Source organism: Nocardioides sp. LS1, assembly GCF_003865225.1.
GTDB classification, from domain to species: domain Bacteria; phylum Actinomycetota; class Actinomycetes; order Propionibacteriales; family Nocardioidaceae; genus Nocardioides; species Nocardioides ginsengisegetis.
Genome location: NZ_BIFF01000001.1, coordinates 214,821 through 231,683, shown reverse-complemented (window position 1 = coordinate 231,683; position 16,863 = coordinate 214,821). Strand labels below are relative to the sequence as shown.

General features: G+C 72.9%; 14 protein-coding genes. 12 read left to right on the top strand and 2 right to left on the bottom strand.

Features of this window, described 5'->3' with window-relative positions; translation table 11 throughout:
* Positions 1–54: 54 nt before the first annotated feature.
* The 8 genes from EJF31_RS01090 to EJF31_RS21695 all read left to right on the top strand — a co-directional run bounded on the left by EJF31_RS01090 (position 55) and on the right by EJF31_RS21695 (position 6,955).
* The gene (locus EJF31_RS01090; RefSeq protein WP_125035263.1) at positions 55–630 is read left to right on the top strand and encodes an NADPH-dependent F420 reductase; all 576 of its coding nucleotides are present in this window, start codon (positions 55–57) and stop codon (positions 628–630) included.
* 34 nt (positions 631–664) lie between these two features.
* Positions 665–1,174 carry a VOC family protein gene (locus EJF31_RS01085; RefSeq protein WP_125035262.1) on the top strand — a complete coding sequence of 170 codons (510 nt, stop codon included), beginning with the start codon at positions 665–667 and terminating at the stop codon, positions 1,172–1,174.
* On the top strand, positions 1,171–2,331 hold the full coding sequence (locus EJF31_RS01080) for a luciferase family protein (protein ID WP_125035261.1): 1,161 nt from the start codon (positions 1,171–1,173) through the stop codon (positions 2,329–2,331). Before EJF31_RS01085 ends, EJF31_RS01080 begins: the two co-directional genes overlap by 4 nt.
* A gap of 50 nt (positions 2,332–2,381) precedes the next feature.
* Positions 2,382–3,530, top strand: a complete 1,149-nt coding sequence (locus tag EJF31_RS01075) for a CDP-glycerol glycerophosphotransferase family protein (protein ID WP_125035260.1) — start codon at positions 2,382–2,384, stop codon at positions 3,528–3,530.
* Between the two features lie 200 nt (positions 3,531–3,730).
* Positions 3,731–4,366, top strand: coding sequence for a response regulator transcription factor (locus EJF31_RS01070; protein ID WP_125035259.1), 636 nt, complete (start codon positions 3,731–3,733; stop codon positions 4,364–4,366).
* Positions 4,367–4,447: 81 nt separating this feature from the next.
* Complete coding sequence (locus EJF31_RS01065) at positions 4,448–4,828, top strand: cupin domain-containing protein (RefSeq protein WP_125035258.1); 381 nt, start codon at positions 4,448–4,450, stop codon at positions 4,826–4,828.
* On the top strand, positions 4,825–5,256 hold the full coding sequence (locus EJF31_RS01060; RefSeq protein WP_373994679.1) for a hypothetical protein: 432 nt from the start codon (positions 4,825–4,827) through the stop codon (positions 5,254–5,256). Before EJF31_RS01065 ends, EJF31_RS01060 begins: the two co-directional genes overlap by 4 nt.
* Before the next feature lie 16 nt (positions 5,257–5,272).
* Positions 5,273–6,955: a hypothetical protein gene (locus EJF31_RS21695; protein WP_185736097.1), complete on the top strand. Its 1,683-nt coding sequence runs from the start codon at positions 5,273–5,275 to the stop codon at positions 6,953–6,955.
* Between the two features lie 108 nt (positions 6,956–7,063).
* Here EJF31_RS21695 and EJF31_RS01050 read toward each other — a convergent pair whose 3' ends face one another.
* On the bottom strand, positions 7,064–9,013 hold the full coding sequence (locus EJF31_RS01050; protein WP_307718960.1) for an amino acid transporter: 1,950 nt from the start codon (positions 9,011–9,013) through the stop codon (positions 7,064–7,066).
* A gap of 122 nt (positions 9,014–9,135) precedes the next feature.
* On the opposite strand from EJF31_RS01050, the gene EJF31_RS01045 reads away from it, so the two are divergent.
* From EJF31_RS01045 to EJF31_RS01030, 4 genes are all read left to right on the top strand, one after another.
* Positions 9,136–9,504, top strand: a complete 369-nt coding sequence (locus EJF31_RS01045; RefSeq protein WP_125035257.1) for a hypothetical protein — start codon at positions 9,136–9,138, stop codon at positions 9,502–9,504.
* Positions 9,501–12,074 (top strand): sensor histidine kinase KdpD, encoded by a 2,574-nt coding sequence (locus EJF31_RS01040; protein ID WP_125035256.1) that lies wholly within the window; start codon positions 9,501–9,503, stop codon positions 12,072–12,074. Before EJF31_RS01045 ends, EJF31_RS01040 begins: the two co-directional genes overlap by 4 nt.
* A complete protein-coding gene (locus tag EJF31_RS01035) occupies positions 12,071–12,745 on the top strand; it encodes a response regulator (protein WP_125035255.1) in 675 nt (224 codons plus the stop codon). The genes EJF31_RS01040 and EJF31_RS01035 overlap by 4 nt, the downstream gene beginning before the upstream one ends.
* 92 nt (positions 12,746–12,837) lie before the next feature.
* A complete protein-coding gene (locus tag EJF31_RS01030; RefSeq protein WP_125035254.1) occupies positions 12,838–13,452 on the top strand; it encodes a hypothetical protein in 615 nt (204 codons plus the stop codon).
* A 15-nt stretch (positions 13,453–13,467) separates the two neighbouring features.
* On the opposite strand, the gene EJF31_RS01025 is transcribed toward EJF31_RS01030, so the two are convergent.
* Positions 13,468–16,692: a PxKF domain-containing protein gene (locus EJF31_RS01025; RefSeq protein ID WP_125035253.1), complete on the bottom strand. Its 3,225-nt coding sequence runs from the start codon at positions 16,690–16,692 to the stop codon at positions 13,468–13,470.
* Positions 16,693–16,863: the final 171 nt, after the last annotated feature.

Genomic DNA, 16,863 nt, shown 5'->3' with positions numbered 1-16,863 from the left:
TGTAGAGTGTTAGTTGAAGCAACAACCAATTACTCTTTCCCCCAGGAGCACCTCATGGCACACCTCTCCATCATCGGCACCGGCAACATGGGCCAGGCCATCGCCGCGGTCGCCGGCAAGGGCGGCCACACCGTCCAACTGCTCGGCCAGTCCGACACCGGCACCGCGATCAGCGGCGACATCGTCGTCCTCGCGGTCCCCTACCCCGCCGTGGCCGACGTCATCGCCCAGCGCGGCGAGAGCCTCGCCGGCAAGGTCGTCGTCGACATCACCAACCCGCTGAACTTCGAGACCTTCGACGCGCTCGTCGTCCCCGCCGACAGCTCCGCCGCCGCCCAGATCGCCGCCGCGCTCCCCCAGTCGCGCGTGCTGAAGGCCTTCAACACGACCTTCGCTGGCACCCTCGCCGCAGGCACCGTCGGCCCGATCCCGACCACCGTCCTGATCGCCGGCGACGACGCCGACGCCAAGTCCGAGCTCGCCGGGGTCATCACCTCCGGTGGCCTGAAGGCCGTCGACGCCGGCGCCCTGTCGCGGGCCCGCGAGCTCGAGGCGCTCGGCTTCCTGCAGCTCACCCTCGCCGTCGGCGAGAAGGTGTCCTGGACCGGCGGCCTCGGCGTCGTCGCCTGACCACCCACCCACTCCCCAGAAAGGCCACGTCCCCATGACCGTCAACGCCGTACGCCTCAACCACGCCGTGCTGTTCGTCTCCGACCTGGAGCGCAGCATCGCCTTCTACCAGCAGGCCTTCGACATGGTGATCATGGCGCGGGAGGCCCGGGCCAACGCGGCCTTCCTGCGCCTGCCCCGGTCCGGCAACCACCACGACCTCGGCCTGTTCGGCGTCGGGGCCCAGCCGCCCCGCCCGCACGGGTCCCTCGGCCTCTACCACCTGGCGTGGCAGGTCGACACGATCGAGGAGCTCGAGGAGGCCCGGCTGACGCTGGCCAACCTCGGCGCCTTCACCGGCGAGTCGAGCCACGGCGCGACCAAGAGCGTCTACGCCCACGACCCGGACGGCAACGAGTTCGAGGTGATGTGGATGCTGCCCCGCGCCAGCTGGGGCGACTTCGAGAACGCCGCTCCCGTCGACCGGCTCGACCTCCCCGGCGAGGTACGCCGGTGGGCCGGCGTCCGCACGGCCGCCGAGCTCGTCCCGGTGGACCCCTCATGAGTGCCACGACGTTCGCGCCGCCGGTCGTCGAGACCCACGGCAGCACCGACCCGACGGCTCCCCTGGTCGTCCTGCTCCACGGCCGGGGGTCCAACGAGCACGACATCGTCGGACTGGCCGCGCACCTGCCGGTCGGACCGGCCTACGCAGCGGTCCGGGCCCCGATCGCCGAGGCCGGTGGCTTCGCATGGTTCGCCAACCGCGGCATCGGCCGTCCGGTGGCTGACTCCCTGCGCTCCACGATGGACTGGTTCCGCTCCTGGCTCGACGGCGTCGCCCCGGACGGCCGCCCGGTCGTCCTGGTCGGCTTCAGCGGCGGCGCCGCCTTCGCCGGCGGCCTCGTCCTCGACGACCCCGCGCGGTACGCCGGTGCCGCGATCCTCTACGGCACGCTGCCGTTCGACGCGGGCCTGGCCACCGAGCCCGGCCGACTGGCCAACCTGCCGGTGTTCGTCGCGCAGGGCGACGGCGACCACGTCATCCCGCGCGAGCTCCTCGACCGGACCTGGTCCTACCTGCTGTCGGAGTCGGGCGCTCCCACGGTTGCGCTGCGGCAGCCCGGCGGTCACCAGCTGACCGCCGAGGCGGTCCACCAGCTCGGCGACTGGCTCCTCCACCGGATCGCGTTCGTCGACCACCGCACCGCGACCCCGGCCGGCCCGCGCACCGACGTGGCCTGGCCGACCCTGCCCGGCGGCGTGCTCCCCGAGCGGCGCGGCGAGCGGCCCCGGGTGTCCTGGACGATCCCCCAGCAGCAGGAGACCCAGAACGCTCCGGCGGAGCTCCAGGAGCGCCTCTTCGACCAGGTCCGGCAGCTGTCCGGCGTGGAGGTCGGCCCGTCGCGCATCTCGGTGCCCGGCGCGCGGGGCTTCACCCTGCGCGAGGGCTCCCCGGACGAGCAGGCCTTCCTCGTGCCCCAGGTGGGCGAGTTCGCCCACCTGCACCCGGCGTACGACGGATCGCTGCACGTCGTGCTGCCGACCGACCTGGCCGCCGACGTCTCGACCCGGGGCTGGGGACGGCCCCACATGTGGGCCGGCACCCGCCTCTCCCCCGGGTTCATGCTGATCCACGGCCCCCGGGACGACGACGAGCTGGCCGTCGTCCTCGGCATCGTCGCGGCCAGCCACGCCTACGCCACCGGCACCCTCGCCTGAACCAGGGGACCGTCGGTCCCACGCATGGACAGGCCGACTAGGCTCGTGGAGTGAATGAGGTCTCCGTCATTGCCTACTTCGCGGACGACCCCACTCGGACCTACCAGCTGACGCAGTGGCTCCCCGTCCTCGAGCTCCTGCACGTCCAGCACCCGGTCGGCATCGTCGTCCGGGATCCGGAGTCCGCGACCGTGCTGCGGGCCAGGACCGCCCTGCCGGTCTTCTGCGCCCCGTCGTTCCCCGAGCTGGCGGACCTCTACGCCGAGCTCGACGCCCAGGTCGTCCTCTACTGCAACAACTCCATGCTCAACTTCCAGTCGCTCATCAACGGCCGGTCGCTGCACGCCCACATCAACCACGGCGAGAGCGACAAGCAGAGCATGGCGAGCAACAACGCCAAGGCCTACGACCGGGTCTTCGTCGCGGGCGAGGCCGCCGTACGCCGTCACGCGGCCGGGCTGATGGAGTTCGACGAGCGCCGGCTGGTGCGCACCGGACGGCCCCAGCTCGACCTGCGTCCCGAGCCGCTGCTGACCCCCAGCGACCGTCGTACGGTCCTCTACGCGCCGACGTGGGAGGGCGACGCGGAGTACAACGACTACACCTCGCTCGACACCGTCGGCACCGAGGTCGTCCGCGCGATCCTGGCGGTGCCGGACGTGCGGCTGGTCTACAAGCCGCACCCCAAGGTGGCCAGCAGCGTGACGCCGGCCGTGCGTGCGGCCCACCGGGCGATCCTCGACCTGGTCGCCGACGCCGCCCGCCGCGAGCCCGGCGCCGGGCACGAGGCGATCGTCGTCGGCGACATCCTCGCGGTGATGCCCGACTGCGACGCGATCGTCACCGACGTCTCCTCGGTCGGCCTCGACTGGCTCTACCTCCGCACCGAGAAGCCGATCTTCCTCACCGACCGGCACCACGACCCGGAGCGCCTCCGCACCGAGGTGCCGGTGAGCCGCTGCGCCGACGTCGTCGACACGGTCGACGTGGCCGAGCTGACCGCCCTCATCGCGGGCCGCCTCGAGCACGACGTCCACCACCTGGCCCGCGTCGCCATGCGCCACCACTACTTCGACGACCTCCAGGTCGGCGACAGCACGACCCGGTTCCTCGAGGCGGTCTCCGGGCTGGTGGCGCTGCGCGACCGGCTGCTGGACGCCGAGCCGTCCGAGGCCGAGGACGCGGCCGACACCGCCTGACCAGCGGCGAACGCACCGGGGGGCAAACGCAGCCGACATCGCGGTTCTCCGGCGGAATCCGCGCTGTTTGCCCCCTGGTGCGTTGCACCCCGGGGCGTCTCGTGGGGACTACGTCACTCACCGGTTTGGAGTGGAACCGCGGTGGGGAAAAAGGACGGCGAGAGGTCTCGGGCAACCCCACACCGAGGAGGACGAGCTCCATGTCCGTCAGTCCCGCCAGACTGGCCGTCATCGGAACCAACGACATCACCCGTCACGGCATCGCCGCCCTGGTCGCTGAGCACCCGGGGCGTGCCGTCCTGGTTCCCTTCCCCACCGGGCCCGGCGACCCCGAGCCCGAGGTCATCGTGTACGACGCCATCGGCCTGCTCGAGGGCGACACCGGCGAGCTCGACCGGCTCGTCAAGGAGACCCTCGCGGCGGTCGTCGTCCTGGCCCGAGACCTGCGACCCGACCTCGCCGCCCGGGCGCTCGCCCGCGGGGCTGACGGGTGCGTCTCGCTGGAGGCGGACGCCGCCCACTTCCTGGCTGTCGTCGAGGCGGCTGCGGCGGGTCAGCTGGAGGGTGACTTCATCCCCAGCGGGGAGCTGGGCGGCACCTACGCACGCCTGGGCGACCACAGCACCCTCACCGGGCGGGAGGTCGAGATGCTGGGTCTCATCACCCTCGGGCTCAGCAACGCCGAGATCGCGGAGCGCTGCTACCTCAGCATCAACTCGGTGAAGACCTACATCCGGGGCGCCTACCGCAAGATCGGGGCGGCAGACCGGTCGCAGGCGGTCCAGTGGGCACTCCGGCACGGCTTCGCACCGCGGGGCGGGACGAGTCCCAACTGAGCGGTGTTCCGTCGTCCGGTCACGATGTGACCCGGGAAGTCACGCCTCCAGGGTGACAGCACCACCACCCAGGAGGACACCATGCCCAGTGCCAGCAAGCTGACGACCCCGGTGGCCGTCGACCTTCCCCAGATCGAGGGCCGGTACGCCGACCTCGGCGGCTACACCGTCGGTTTCGAGACCTTCCCGCAGGACGTCGACCCGGCGCCGCTCTTCGCCGGGTTGCCGGACGACCGCTGCCCGTGCCCGCACTGGGGCGTCGTGCAGTCCGGCCAGGTCACGTTCCGGTGGGCCGACCACGAGGAGACCTACGGGGCCGGGGACGCCTACTACGCCGGGCCCGGGCACGTGCCGCTCCTCTCGGCGGGCACCAGCATCGTCGAGTTCAGCCCGAGCGACCTCCTCGGCGAGACGATGGCGGCCGTCGAGCGCAACCTCGCTGCTGCAGGGGCCGGTGCGTGATGACGACCTCGACGATGCCCTCACCCGCGGCCATCCGGACCAGCGTCGACAAGTTCGTCGCATTCCTCGAGAGCGGGGGCGAGGCCCCCGAGGGCCTCTTCGCGCCCACCGTCTTCGGCGACCTGACCTTCCCGCACTGGCGCGTCCAGACCGACGGGGCCGACGAGCTGATCGCCGGCCGGCGGCGGCTGCACCCCCAGCCCGGGCGCGTCCGGCTGGAGCGGGTCACCCCGACCGAGACCGGCTACCTGGTCAAGCTCGAGGAGCGCTGGGAGGACGGCGGCCAGGAGTGGTACTGCCGGGAGGGGTTCGTGATGGACCTCGACGAGAGCGGCGCGGTCTGCGACTTCACGCTCTACTGCACCGGCGACTGGGACGAGGCCCGTCAGCGCGAGCACGCGAACACGGTGACCCTGCTGCGCCCCTGATGCCACGATGGACCTTGTGGGACCCACCGCGGGGGATCTCCCGGAGCCGGTGCGCCAGGCACTCCGCCTGGCCGACAGCTATGTCTTCGGCACCGAGCCCGGCCGGATCCCCGCGGTCCTCCACGAGGCCTACGAGGCCTCCACCGACGACCACGTCCGCGCCCGGCTCGGCGCCACCCTCGCCCGGTGCTGGGCCTACGCCGGGGCCCACACCCGCGCCGTCCCCTTCGCCGACGCCGCCCTCGGCCACGCGACGGCGACCGGCGACGGCGTGCTCCTGGCGGATGCCCTGGACGCCGCGCTCGCCACGCACTGGGGACCCGACGAGCTGCCCGCCCGCAGTGAGCTGGCGCGACGGCTGGACGACGTGACGGCCCACCTCAGCGATCCGGAGGCACGGACCCGGGCCCACCTGTGGCTGCTCACGGTCGCCCTCGAGCTGCTCGACCTGCCGGCGATGAACCGGCAGATGCGCGCCCTGGAGCTGCTGGGCGAGGAGTCGTCCCGGGCCCTGTTCTTCGCCGCGTCACGGCGGCTCACCCTCGACCTGATGCGGGGCAGGACGGACACCGCCGCCGAGCTCGTGGCGGTCGCCGACCGGGCGTCGGAGCAGGCCGGGCTGGCCGACGGGTGGCTGGTCGTCGCCAGCATGCGCGCCTACGCCGCGGTCCACAGCGGGGACCCGACCACGGCCGCCGAGCTGGCGCGCATGGCGGAGGACTTCGCGGTCGCCGAGGGCGTGCGGGAGCTCTACGCCGAGGCGGCCTGGATGTGGCTCGGTGCCGGTGATGTCGGGCGCGCCGGCGCACTGGCGGCCACCTTCGATGCAGGCGTGCTGGCCGCACTGCCGCGCGACTTCAGCTACCTGCCGACCCTCCAGCTCGTGCTGGACGTCGCACTGCACGCGGGCGACACCGAGCTGGTCGGCCGGGTCGAGCCCCTGCTCACGCCGTACGCCGGCAGGCCGGTCGTCGCCTCGGGCGGGGTGATGTTCCACGGGGTCACCGACGACACGCTGTCGCGGGCCGCGGACGTGCGCGGCGATCATGCCGGGGCCGCACGGCTGCGGGCGGACGCGCTGGCGACGTACGCGCGCATCGGTGCGACGTGGTGGCGCCAGCGGCTCGAGGCGTCGGCGCCCGGACTGCCGGTCGACGGTGACACGCGCATGACGCTGCGCCCCGGCCCACCCGGCACCTGGCTAGTCGGCCACGCCGGGACCACGACGCCGGTGCCGACCCGCAAGGGGATGGAGCACCTGCATGCCCTGCTCTCCCGGCCGGGTGACGGCATCGACGCGCTGTCGCTCGCAGGCGGCGCGGTGGTCGAGGGCGACCTCGGCCCCCGTGCCGACGGGACCGCACTGGCCGCCTACCGCCGCCGCCTCCTCGAGCTCGACGACGCGCTCGACGCGGCCGACGTCAGCGGCGACGCGACCGGCGCGGAGGCGCTGGTCGCGGAGCGGGACGCCCTGGTCGCCGAGGTCTCGGCGGCCACCGGGCTCGGCGGGCGGGCCCGTCACACCGGCGGGACCAACGAGCGCGCCCGGGTGACCGTGCGCAAGGCGATCGCCAACGCCATCGACACGATCACGACGGCCGACCCGGTCGTGGGCCGCCACCTGGCCACCCACGTCCGGACCGGCTTCACCTGCCGCTACGAGCCCGATCACGACCACCCGTCGACCTGGGAGCTGTGAGCCTCCGGGCGGGCCACGTAACGCGGGGCAAACGCGGCCGGAAGCCGTCGATCGCGACCGAATCCCCCGCGTTTGCCCCCCCCAAGCCGGTCCTGCGAGCCGGCCGGCTCAGCCCGCGTGCACATGGGGACGGTGGTGCGGGTCGGACTCGGCCCGTCGCAGCACCTCGCGCGTCACGGGTCCGACCTCACCGACGCCGAACAGCAGGAAGCGCAGGAAGTTCAGGGCCGGGTTGCCCTCGGTCCACTCGAGGTAGATGTGCGGGCGCACACCGGTCGAGTCCCGGATGTCGAGGAGGAGGGCGGCCAGGGCGTTCGGCACGCTCGGGGAGGCCATCGAGAGCACGCGGTACTCCCCGTGCAGCACCTCCCCGTGCACGTCGAGCACCGAGGCGAAGTCGGACGGGTCGGTGACCGTGACCTCGACGAAGATGACGTCGGTGGCGTCGGGGAGGTCGTTGTCGTCCACGATCTGCCGCATCTTCTGGCGGTACTCCTCGTGGTCCCGGGCGTCGGGCTCGTTGGCGACCAGCCGGATGCTGCGGCGCGCGCAGTCGCGCAGGAACATCCGCGCGGTCGCGTCCAGGCGCACCTCGGTGGTCCGCAGCTCGAACGCCCGCACCAGCCGCGAGACGACCGAGACCGCAACGATGGCGGCGATGAAGAGGCCGCCGATCTTCACGCCGTCGGGGCGCTCGGTGACGTTGTCGAGCGTCGTGTAGACGAAGATCAGCGCGATCACCGCGAAGGCGACCGTACGTCGCCGCTGGCCGGCGCGGCGGGCCGAGAGCGTCACCGCGACCGCTGCCGAGGTGATCAGCACCAGGACCCCCGTCGCGTAGGCCCCGCCCTGGGCGTTGACGTCGGCGTGGAAGATCCACGTGACGACGACGGCGATGCCGGTCAGGACGAGGACGAGGGGCCGCACGGCCGCCGACCACTCGGGGGCCATGCCGTAGCGCGGCAGGTAGCGCGGGATCAGGTTGAGCAGGCCGGCCATCGCCGACGCCCCGGCGAACCACAGGATCGCGATCGTCGAGACGTCGTACGCCGTGCCGAAGACATTGCCCAGGTACTCGTGGGCCAGGAAGGCCAGGGCCCGGCCGGACGCCGCTCCCCCGTCCTGAAACTCGCGGGCCGGGATCAACCAGGTGGTCACGAGGCTACTCGCGATCAGGTAGACGCTCATGATCACGGCGGCCGCGGCCAGCAGCTTCTTGGTGTTGCGGATCCGGCCGACCGGGCGCGCGTCGCTCTCGCCCGGGTCGCCCTCGACGTGGGTGGTGACCGCGACGCCGGTCTCGAAGCCGGAGAGTCCCAGCGCCAGCTTGGGGAAGACGATCAGGGCCATCGCCACCATCGCGAGCGGGCTGCCGTGCTCCTGGGTCAGGGTCGACGTCCAGTCACCGATGACGTGCGGGTGCTCGGCCACGTGCCACAGCGCCGCCGCGATGACGACGAGGTTGAGCGCGAGGTACACGATCACCAGGACGACTGCCATCCCGATCGCCTCGGTGAAGCCGCGCAGGAACACCGCTCCGAGCAGCGCCACCAGCGCGATCGTGATCGCCAGCTCCTGGCCGTGCAGGACGCCGGGGACGTTCGGATTCTCGACCAGGTGTGCCGAGGCGTCCGCAGCTGACAGCGTGATGGTGATCATGAAGTCGGTGGCCGCGAAGCCCAGCAGCACCAGCACGAAGAGCTTGCCCCGCCAGAAGGGCAGGAGCCGCTCCAGCATGGCGATCGAGCCCTGGCCGTGCGGGCTCTCCGCCGCGACCCGGCGGTAGACCGGCAGCGCGCCGAAGAGCGTCAGCAGCACCAGCACGATCGTGGCGATCGGGGCCAGGGCTCCCGCGGCGAGTGCCGCAATGCCGGGCTGGTAGCCGAGGGTCGAGAAGTAGTCGACGCCGGTGAGGCACATGACCTTCCACCACGGGTGCCTCTTCTCGAGACGGCGCTCGTCGGCGTACGGGCCCAGGTGGTCTGCCTCGGCAGGCGCGGCACCGGGGGCGAAGAGCCAGGTCCGCACGCTCGTCGGCTTCGCGGGAGCAATGGTCACGTCGTCATGCAAGCACCGGCCCGGGCCCATCCAGGCGTCCCTAACGACTCCCTAACGGGCCTCGGCGTTAGGGATCCGTTAGCAGTCCGCCGACGGGGGCCGTGAAGGCGTTGCATGGAGCCATGACCACTGTGACCACCTCTTCGCGGACCACCTCGGTTCGGTCGGTGTCGCGGATGACGGCCGAGCCCGGCGTGCGGTTCGGCATCGCCAACGGGCTCCTGGTCGCGGCCCTCCTGACGGCGTCGGTCGCGCGCCTCGACGCGCCGGCGATGGAGGTCGTCGCCGTCGCTGCCGCCGGGGTGGTCGCGGTGGGCCTCTCGACCACCATGACGGCGGGCCTGGGAGTCATCGCCTGGGCGTGGTTCACCGGCTTCGTCGAGAACGACTTCGGCCAGCTGACCCTGGCCCACGACGACCTCCGGCGCCTCGCCGTCTTCGTGCTCGTTACCCCCGCGGTCGCCGCCGTCGCCCGGCGCTGCCCGCGATGAGGCGTCCGGCACGGCAGACTGGATGCGTGGGTACTCGCGGCAGGCTCAGGGTCTACCTCGGCGCGGCGCCGGGCGTGGGCAAGACCTACGCGATGCTCGGCGAAGGGCACCGTCGGGCCCAGCGCGGCACCGACGTGGTCGTCGGGTACGTCGAGACCCACGGGCGACGGCACACCGCGGAGCTGGTCGACGGACTCGAGGTGGTCGCGCGCAGGTCCCTCGACCATCGCGGGACCGCCCTCACCGAGATGGACGTCGACGCCGTGCTCGCGCGGCGGCCGCGGGTGGCGCTCGTCGACGAGCTCGCCCACACCAACGCGCCGGGGTCCCGCCACGGCAAGCGATGGCAGGACATCGAGGAGCTGCTGGCGGCCGGCATCGACGTCATCACGACCGTCAACATCCAGCACCTGGAGTCGGTCAACGACGTGGTCGAGAAGATCACCGGCGTGCCCGAGCGGGACACCGTCCCCGACGCGGTCGTGCGCGCGGCCGACCAGATCGAGCTCGAGGACATGACCGCGGAGGCCCTGCAGCGACGCCTGGCGCACGGCAACGTCTACGCCCCCGAGCAGGTCGACGCCGCTCTGTCCCACTACTTCCGGGCGGGCAACCTCAACGCCCTGCGCGAGCTGGCCCTGCTGTGGACGGCCGACCGGGTCGACGACGCCCTCCAGCAGTACCGCGAGCAGCACGACATCACCGGCACCTGGGAGGCCCGGGAGCGGGTCGTGGTCGCCCTGACCGGCGGGCCCGAGGGCGAGACGCTCGTACGCCGCGCGGCCCGCGTCGCCGCCCGCTCCAGCGGCGGCGACCTCCTCGCCGTCCACGTGGCCCGCTCCGACGGGCTCTCCGGGGCCAGCCAGGGTGCGCTCGCCGCGCAACGGCTGCTGGTGGAGTCCCTCGGCGGCACCTACCACCAGGTGCTCGGCGATGACGTGCCCGAGGCGCTGCTCGCCTTCGCCCGCGCCGAGAACGCAACCCAGCTGGTGCTGGGTGACAGCAGGCGGCCCGCGGTGGCGCGGCTGGTCAGCCCCGGCACCGCCTCGCGCACCGTGCGCGCCTCCGGCGACATCGACGTGCACATCGTCACCCACGCCCACACCGGCAAGGGCCTGTCGCTGCCCCATGGCCGCGGCAGCCTCAGCACCCGCCGGCGGGTCCGCGGGTTCGTCCTCGCGGTGCTGCTGCCACCGCTGCTGGCGGTGTCGCTGACGCCGTTCCGCGGGCAGGTCAACCTCGTCAGCGATGTGCTGCTCTTCCTGCTGGCGACCGTCGTCGTGTCGCTCGTCGGCGGGCTGGCGCCGGCGCTGATCGCCGCCGTCGCGGGCTCGGCGCTGCTCAACTACTTCTTCACCCCGCCCCTGCACACGCTGTCGATCGGCGAGACCAACAACGCCCTCGCCCTCCTCGTGTTCGTGCTCGTCGCGGCCCTTGTCAGCTCGACCGTCGACGTCGCGGCGCGGCGCACCCGCCAGGCCGCCCGCGCGGCCGCCGAGTCGCGCACCCTCGCCAACCTCGCCGGCAGCGTGCTCGGCGGCCCGGACGCCCTGACCGAGATGCTGCAGCGCGTCCGGGAGACCTTCGCCCTCACCTCGGTCACGCTGCTGGAGCGCGGCGACGACGGCTGGACGCCGGTTGCCAGCGCGGGATCCGCGGTCTCCCGCCCGTCCGAGGCGGACACCGAGGTGCCCGCCGGCGACCGCCTCGTCCTGGCCCTCCGCGGGCGGCTGCTGGAGGCCGAGGACCAGCGCCTGGTCGGCGCCTTCGCGGCGCAGGCCGCGGTCGTGCTCGACCACCTCCGGCTCACCCGGGCCGCCGCCGAGGCGGCTCCCCTCGCAGAGGCCAACAAGGTCCGGACGGCGTTGCTGGCTGCCGTCGGCCACGACTTCCGTACGCCGCTCGCCGCGGCCAAGGCGGCCGTCACGACGCTGCTCAGCCGGGACATCGACCTCAGCGGGACCGACCGCCACGAGCTCCTCCAGGCCGCCGACACCTCGCTGGACCGGCTCGCGGCGCTCGTCGACAACCTGCTCGACATGAGCCGCCTGCAGGTCGGGGCTATGTCGGTCGACCTGCAGCCGACAGCCGTCGACGAGGTCGTCGCACGGGCCCTCGACGACCTCGGCCCGGACGGGCGGCGGATCGTGATCGACACGGGCGACGACGTGCCGCTCGTCCAGGCCGACCCCGGCCTGCTGGAGCGGGTGCTGGCCAACCTCGGCGCCAACGCCCTGCGCTACTCCCCCGCCGCGACGCCGCCCCACCTGACCTGCAGCCGTCTCGGCGATCGCGTCGAGGTGCGGGTCATCGACCGGGGGCCCGGGATCCCGCCCGGCGACTGGGACCGCGTCTTCCTGCCCTTCCAGCGGCTCGGCGACACCGACAACACCACCGGCGTCGGGCTCGGCCTGGCCCTCTCCCGCGGGCTGACCGAGGCCATGGGCGGGTCGCTCGAGCCGGAGGAGACGCCCGGCGGTGGCCTCACCATGGTCGTCTCCCTGCCGGCCACCACCGAGGTCGCGCCCGCAGCCCCGGGGCGTCGCGAGCGGGACGAGGCGACGCGATGACCCGCGTCCTGGTCGTCGACGACGAGCCCCAGCTGCTCCGCGCCCTGAGCATCAACCTGCGCGCCCGCCACTACGAGGTGTGCCAGGCAGCCACCGGCGCGGAGGCGCTCCGGACCGCCGCCGCCCACCCGCCGGACGTGGTCATCCTCGACCTCGGCCTGCCCGACATGGACGGCACCGACGTGATCGCCGGCCTCCGCGGCTGGACCGAGGTGCCGATCCTCGTGCTGTCCGGCCGCACCGACAGCATCGACAAGGTCGAGGCCCTCGACGCCGGCGCGGACGACTACGTGACCAAGCCCTTCGGGATGGACGAGCTGCTCGCCCGTCTCCGGGCCATGACGCGCCGCGCGGGCGACAAGGACGAGCAGCCGGTCGTCCAGGTCGGCGAGGCCACGGTCGACCTCGCGGCGCGACGCGTGACGCTGGACGGGAGCGACGTACGCCTGACGCCCACGGAGTGGCACCTGCTGGAGGTGCTGCTCCGCCACCCGGGCAAGCTGCTCAGCCAGCGCCAGCTGCTCACCGAGGTCTGGGGCCCGGGCTACGAGACCGCGCAGGGCAACCTGCGCCTCTACATGGCCCAGCTCCGCCGCAAGCTCGAGCCCGATCCTGCCCGCCCTCGCCACCTGCTCAACGAGCCCGGCATGGGCTACCGCTTCGAGCCCTGACGCCGTCCCGAGCGACAGCGGGGGCCTTCCGGCCCTGACTCGACGACCGAAGTCCCTGTCTCAGTGCCGGAGGTCGAGCGGACTCTGGCCCCATGCAGACGTCCCCGACCGCGAGCGGCCCAGCTCTGACGGCCTACCGTCGCGTGTGGAGGTGGACCGCTGCCACCACAGCGGTCCTCTCCGGGATCCTCACGCTGCTGACTCTCGGACTCGTCCGATCCGTGGTGGTCGTGACGATCACGGCGTGCTTCGGGGCGATGTACGGCCTGGCGCTCGGCCAGCTCCTCCGCGGGCTGCGACGGCCGGTGGTGACCACCGCGGGCGTCTTCGCCGGGGCCACCGTCGTCTTGGTCGGATGCGCCGCCGCCGGACGTGGATCGGGGGTCGCGGTGCTCGCGGCACTCGCCGTCACCTCACCCCCGCTCGTCGCGCGGCTCGGCGCCCGGATCGCCCCCGACGCTAGGCCGCTGCCTGCACCCGTGCCCTCGGCCACCAGCCTGGCGGGAGTCGACCTGCTGCTCAGCGCCTGGGACGTGAGCGAGCTGAAGCAGGCGTGGTTCGAGTCCGAGACCGTCCTGCGCAGCGCGGGCACGGTGGAGGCCCGCGCCCGGATCGTGTCCATGCGTCAGGCCTATCTCGACGAGCTGGAGCGACGCGCACCCGAGACCTTCAGCGGCTGGCTGTCGACGCAGTCCCTGGACTCGTAGGCGGCTTCCCGGACCTCACTTCTTGAAGGAGAACGTGGCCGGGTGGCTGGTGCCGTCCTTGAGCCCGAGCACGAACGTCCGGCACGAGCCGCCCCAGGTCTTCACCGTCGACCACTTGTAGGTGTAGCGGCCCGACGACACGTCGTAGGACAGCGTTCCCGTCGTCGCCACGTCGGCGCCGGTGCGGGCCCCGGTCGAGCAGTTCACGGGGTAGGACACCGGGGACGAGGACGCCAGGACCGACAGGCCGCGGTTGCCGCCGAGCGAGAAGGGCATCGGCGCGGTCGAGCCGGCGTTGGCCGCGGTCGTCCCGGTCGAGGCGACCGGCGAGAAGAACCCCGCGAAGGGATAGACCACCGTGTACGCCGTCGTCGTGCGCCGCTGGTTGCCCGCCACGTCGGTGGCGGTGACGGTGAGGGTCTGGGCACCGACGAGGGTCGTGTTGACCGTGCCACCGCTCGGGGGCACCGAGCGGGTCGTGCCACCGGCGGCGATGACGCCCGTGCAGGAGGCCAGGCCGCTGCCCCCGGTCTCGTCGGCACAGCTGAAGGTCACCGGGACCGACCGGCCGTAGACGTAGGCCGTGCCGGCCACCGGCGAGGACACCGTCACCGTCGGGGCCGTCGTGTCCCCGTGGGCCGCGACGTTCCACCGCGAGGCGTGCGAGGTGTACGCCGTGAGGAGCAGGTCTCCCGAGCCGTCGGTGGCGAAGCTGCGCACCACGCAGGGGTCCGGCGCGGCGATGCCCGCGCCTGGGCTGGTGCAGTCGGCGATGACCGCGGACGGGGTGGTCCCCTCCGCGCGGCTGAGGGTGAAGTCCGCGAACGTGTGCCCGGTCATCAGGCTCGGGTCGATGCGGAACGCGATCACCAGCGGGCGGGCGGCCGTCGCCACGGGCGCGGTGATGTTCACCTGCTGGCCGAGGAAGGAGTAGGCCGCCGGGGCCGTCTCGGTCGTGGTGGTCTGGGCGATGGTCACCGTGTCGCCGGTGCTGCCCGAGGGCACCGTCACGCTGGCCGTCAGCGGCGAGGTCGGGGTCGGCCCGGTGCCACCGGGGTCGGTGGTCACCCGCCCGCCGGTCGCGGGATCGACGTACGCGCTGACGCTGAGCGGTGCCGCGGAGCCGGCCTGCGGCGTCACGGCGTTGGAGGCCGGCGACTGGGCTCCCGTGCCGGTGCCGTTGGTCGCCGCCACCCGGAAGGTGTAGGGCGTGCCGTTAGCCAGGCCGCTCATCGTGGTGCTGGTGGTGGCGCTGGGGACGGTCCGGGTCGCCCCGCCCGGCGAGGCGGTGACCGTGTAGGACGTGATCGCCGAGCCACCGGTGTCGGTCGGCACGGTCCAGGAGACGGTGGCCGTCGCATCGCCCGCCGCGGCGCTGACGCCCTCGGGCGCGCTCGGCGCGTTGCCGGTCACCGTGTACGTCGTGGTCGTCGTGCGCTCGTTCCCCGCGGCGTCCGTGCCGGTCACGCTGAACGTGTGCTGCCCCACGGTGCTGGTGTCGACGGAACCACCGTTGGCCCCGGTCCCCGTGCACGTGCTGAGCCCGGACAGGGCGTCGTCGCAGGAGTAGTCGGCGGTGACCGCGGCACCGATGGCGAAGGTGGCCCCGTCCGCCGGCCGGTTCACGGCGACCGTCGGCTTGGTCAGGTCGAGCGAGAGCTCGAGGTCACCGGTCGCGCAGTTCCCCGCGAGGTCGCAGCTCTGTCCACTCGTGTAGGTGTGCACGCCCTCCGTGGAGGCGGTGGTGGGTGCGGGCGTGGCCGCCGGTCCCCAGGAGGGGTACGGGTCGTAGGCGCTCCAGTCGATGGTGACCGGCGCGGAGTACCAGCCGGCGCCGTCGGGTCCGCGACGCGGCGAGCCGTAGACGGTCGGCGCCAGCGTGTCGGCGGTCCGGGAGGCGACGTAGAGCTCCTGCGAGCCGGTGAGGTCGGGGCTGGAGTTGCCTGCGGCGTTGACCACGATCTCCAGGCCGGACCCGCCGAGCGCTCCCCCCGCGGCGGCGTTGACGCCGTACCCGTCGACGCCGACGTGCCACAACGAGCCGTAGCGCACGTCCTTCACGTAGACGTCGGTGCCGGCGTCCCAGCCGGGGGTGCCGATGTTGTGCCAGGACGTGTAGCCGACGAAGCGGCCGTCGGCGCTGAGGGTGATGTCGGCGACCGGGCTGGGGTCCTGCGCCCCTGCGGTGTTCAGGCTGACGAGCCGGGTGGTGCCGGCCGCGCGGTCGCGGACGTAGGCGTCGTCGTAGTTGGACCCGTTGACGTCGTTGGCGACCAGTGAGTCGTCGGCGGAGAACGCGACCACGTTGCCGTTGGCGCTCAGGTCGTAGGAGCTGAGGTGGTACGCCGCCGCGGGACTGCCATCGGTCGTGACGTCGATGCGCTCCAGCTGGGAGGTCGTGCGGTCGTAGGCATAGAGGGCGTTGCGGCCCTGCGGGGTGCTGGCGATGAAGGCGACCACCGAGCCGTCGTCGCTGATCCGGGCGCCGCCGACGCTGCCGATCGTCGGGTTGCCCGCCTTGATGAGGGTCGTGGTGCCCGCCTGCCGGTCCCGCAGCCAGATCGCGCCGTAGCTCGCGTCGACGCCCCAGTTGCCGGCGTCACCGCCGAACACGACCAGCTGCCCGTCGGCGGAGGTGTCGACACCACCGCCCGCCGAGCCGTTCCCCTGTTGCCCCGCCGGACCCACGCTGACCTGCTCGGTCACCCCCGTGTCGAGGTCGCGGATGTAGGCGTCCACGTTCCGGTTGGGGTCGACCGAGCCGAAGATGTTGGTGTTGGTGTTGGTGTCCGCGGCGACCATCGCGGAGTAGGACAGGAAGGCGACGTGCCGGCCGTCCGCGCTCAATCGCGGCATGTAGCTGCCGCCGTTGTCCACGGCGCCGGTGTCGGTGATGTTGGCGCGGACGGTGGTGCCGGCGACCCGGTCCCGGACGAAGAGGTCGGCCTGGCCGTTGGTGTCATCCGCAACGAGCGTCGTCGAGTCCGAGCGGAACGACACGTAGCGCAGGTCGGTGCTCACGGTGACGGGGTTGAGGTTGAACTGGCCCAGCGCCGGCCCGCTCCCGTCCGCCGTCACCGTGACCAGCGAGAAGGACTCCGCCTGGACGGCGGAGGCGGGTGGCATCACCAGCGGCGTCACGATCGTCGCCCCGGCCAGCGCGGCCGCGGCGGCGAGATGGAGCGAGAGCCGCTTGGCGGACTCGACCGGGCGACGACGCATCACGGGCTCAGACCTCATCGTCGCAGCGTCCCAGCAAGCCCGTCGGTCCCCCATCGCTGGATTGGGGGAACTTCGCCGACCGAGGACTTCCCCACTCTTGGTGGTTCCTCGCGCGAGCGAGCCGTCGCCGGCGCGTGTGCCTGACGACGCGCTCTGGCGCGTCGTGGGGCACACGCGGCGGGTGAACGG

Excerpts from the sequence above, each read along its gene's own strand:
- EJF31_RS01080 (WP_125035261.1), top strand. The coding sequence starts at position 1,171 with ATGAGTGCCACGACGTTCGCGCCGCCGGTCGTCGAGACCCACGGCAGC.
- EJF31_RS01065 (WP_125035258.1), top strand. The coding sequence starts at position 4,448 with ATGCCCAGTGCCAGCAAGCTGACGACCCCGGTGGCCGTCGACCTTCCC.
- EJF31_RS01085 (WP_125035262.1), top strand. The coding sequence starts at position 665 with ATGACCGTCAACGCCGTACGCCTCAACCACGCCGTGCTGTTCGTCTCC.
- EJF31_RS01045 (WP_125035257.1), top strand. The coding sequence starts at position 9,136 with ATGACCACTGTGACCACCTCTTCGCGGACCACCTCGGTTCGGTCGGTG.
- EJF31_RS01035 (WP_125035255.1), top strand. The coding sequence starts at position 12,071 with ATGACCCGCGTCCTGGTCGTCGACGACGAGCCCCAGCTGCTCCGCGCC.
- EJF31_RS01070 (WP_125035259.1), top strand. The coding sequence starts at position 3,731 with ATGTCCGTCAGTCCCGCCAGACTGGCCGTCATCGGAACCAACGACATC.
- EJF31_RS01040 (WP_125035256.1), top strand. The coding sequence starts at position 9,501 with ATGAGGCGTCCGGCACGGCAGACTGGATGCGTGGGTACTCGCGGCAGG.
- EJF31_RS01030 (WP_125035254.1), top strand. The coding sequence starts at position 12,838 with ATGCAGACGTCCCCGACCGCGAGCGGCCCAGCTCTGACGGCCTACCGT.
- EJF31_RS01025 (WP_125035253.1), bottom strand. The coding sequence starts at position 16,692 with ATGAGGTCTGAGCCCGTGATGCGTCGTCGCCCGGTCGAGTCCGCCAAG.
- EJF31_RS01090 (WP_125035263.1), top strand. The coding sequence starts at position 55 with ATGGCACACCTCTCCATCATCGGCACCGGCAACATGGGCCAGGCCATC.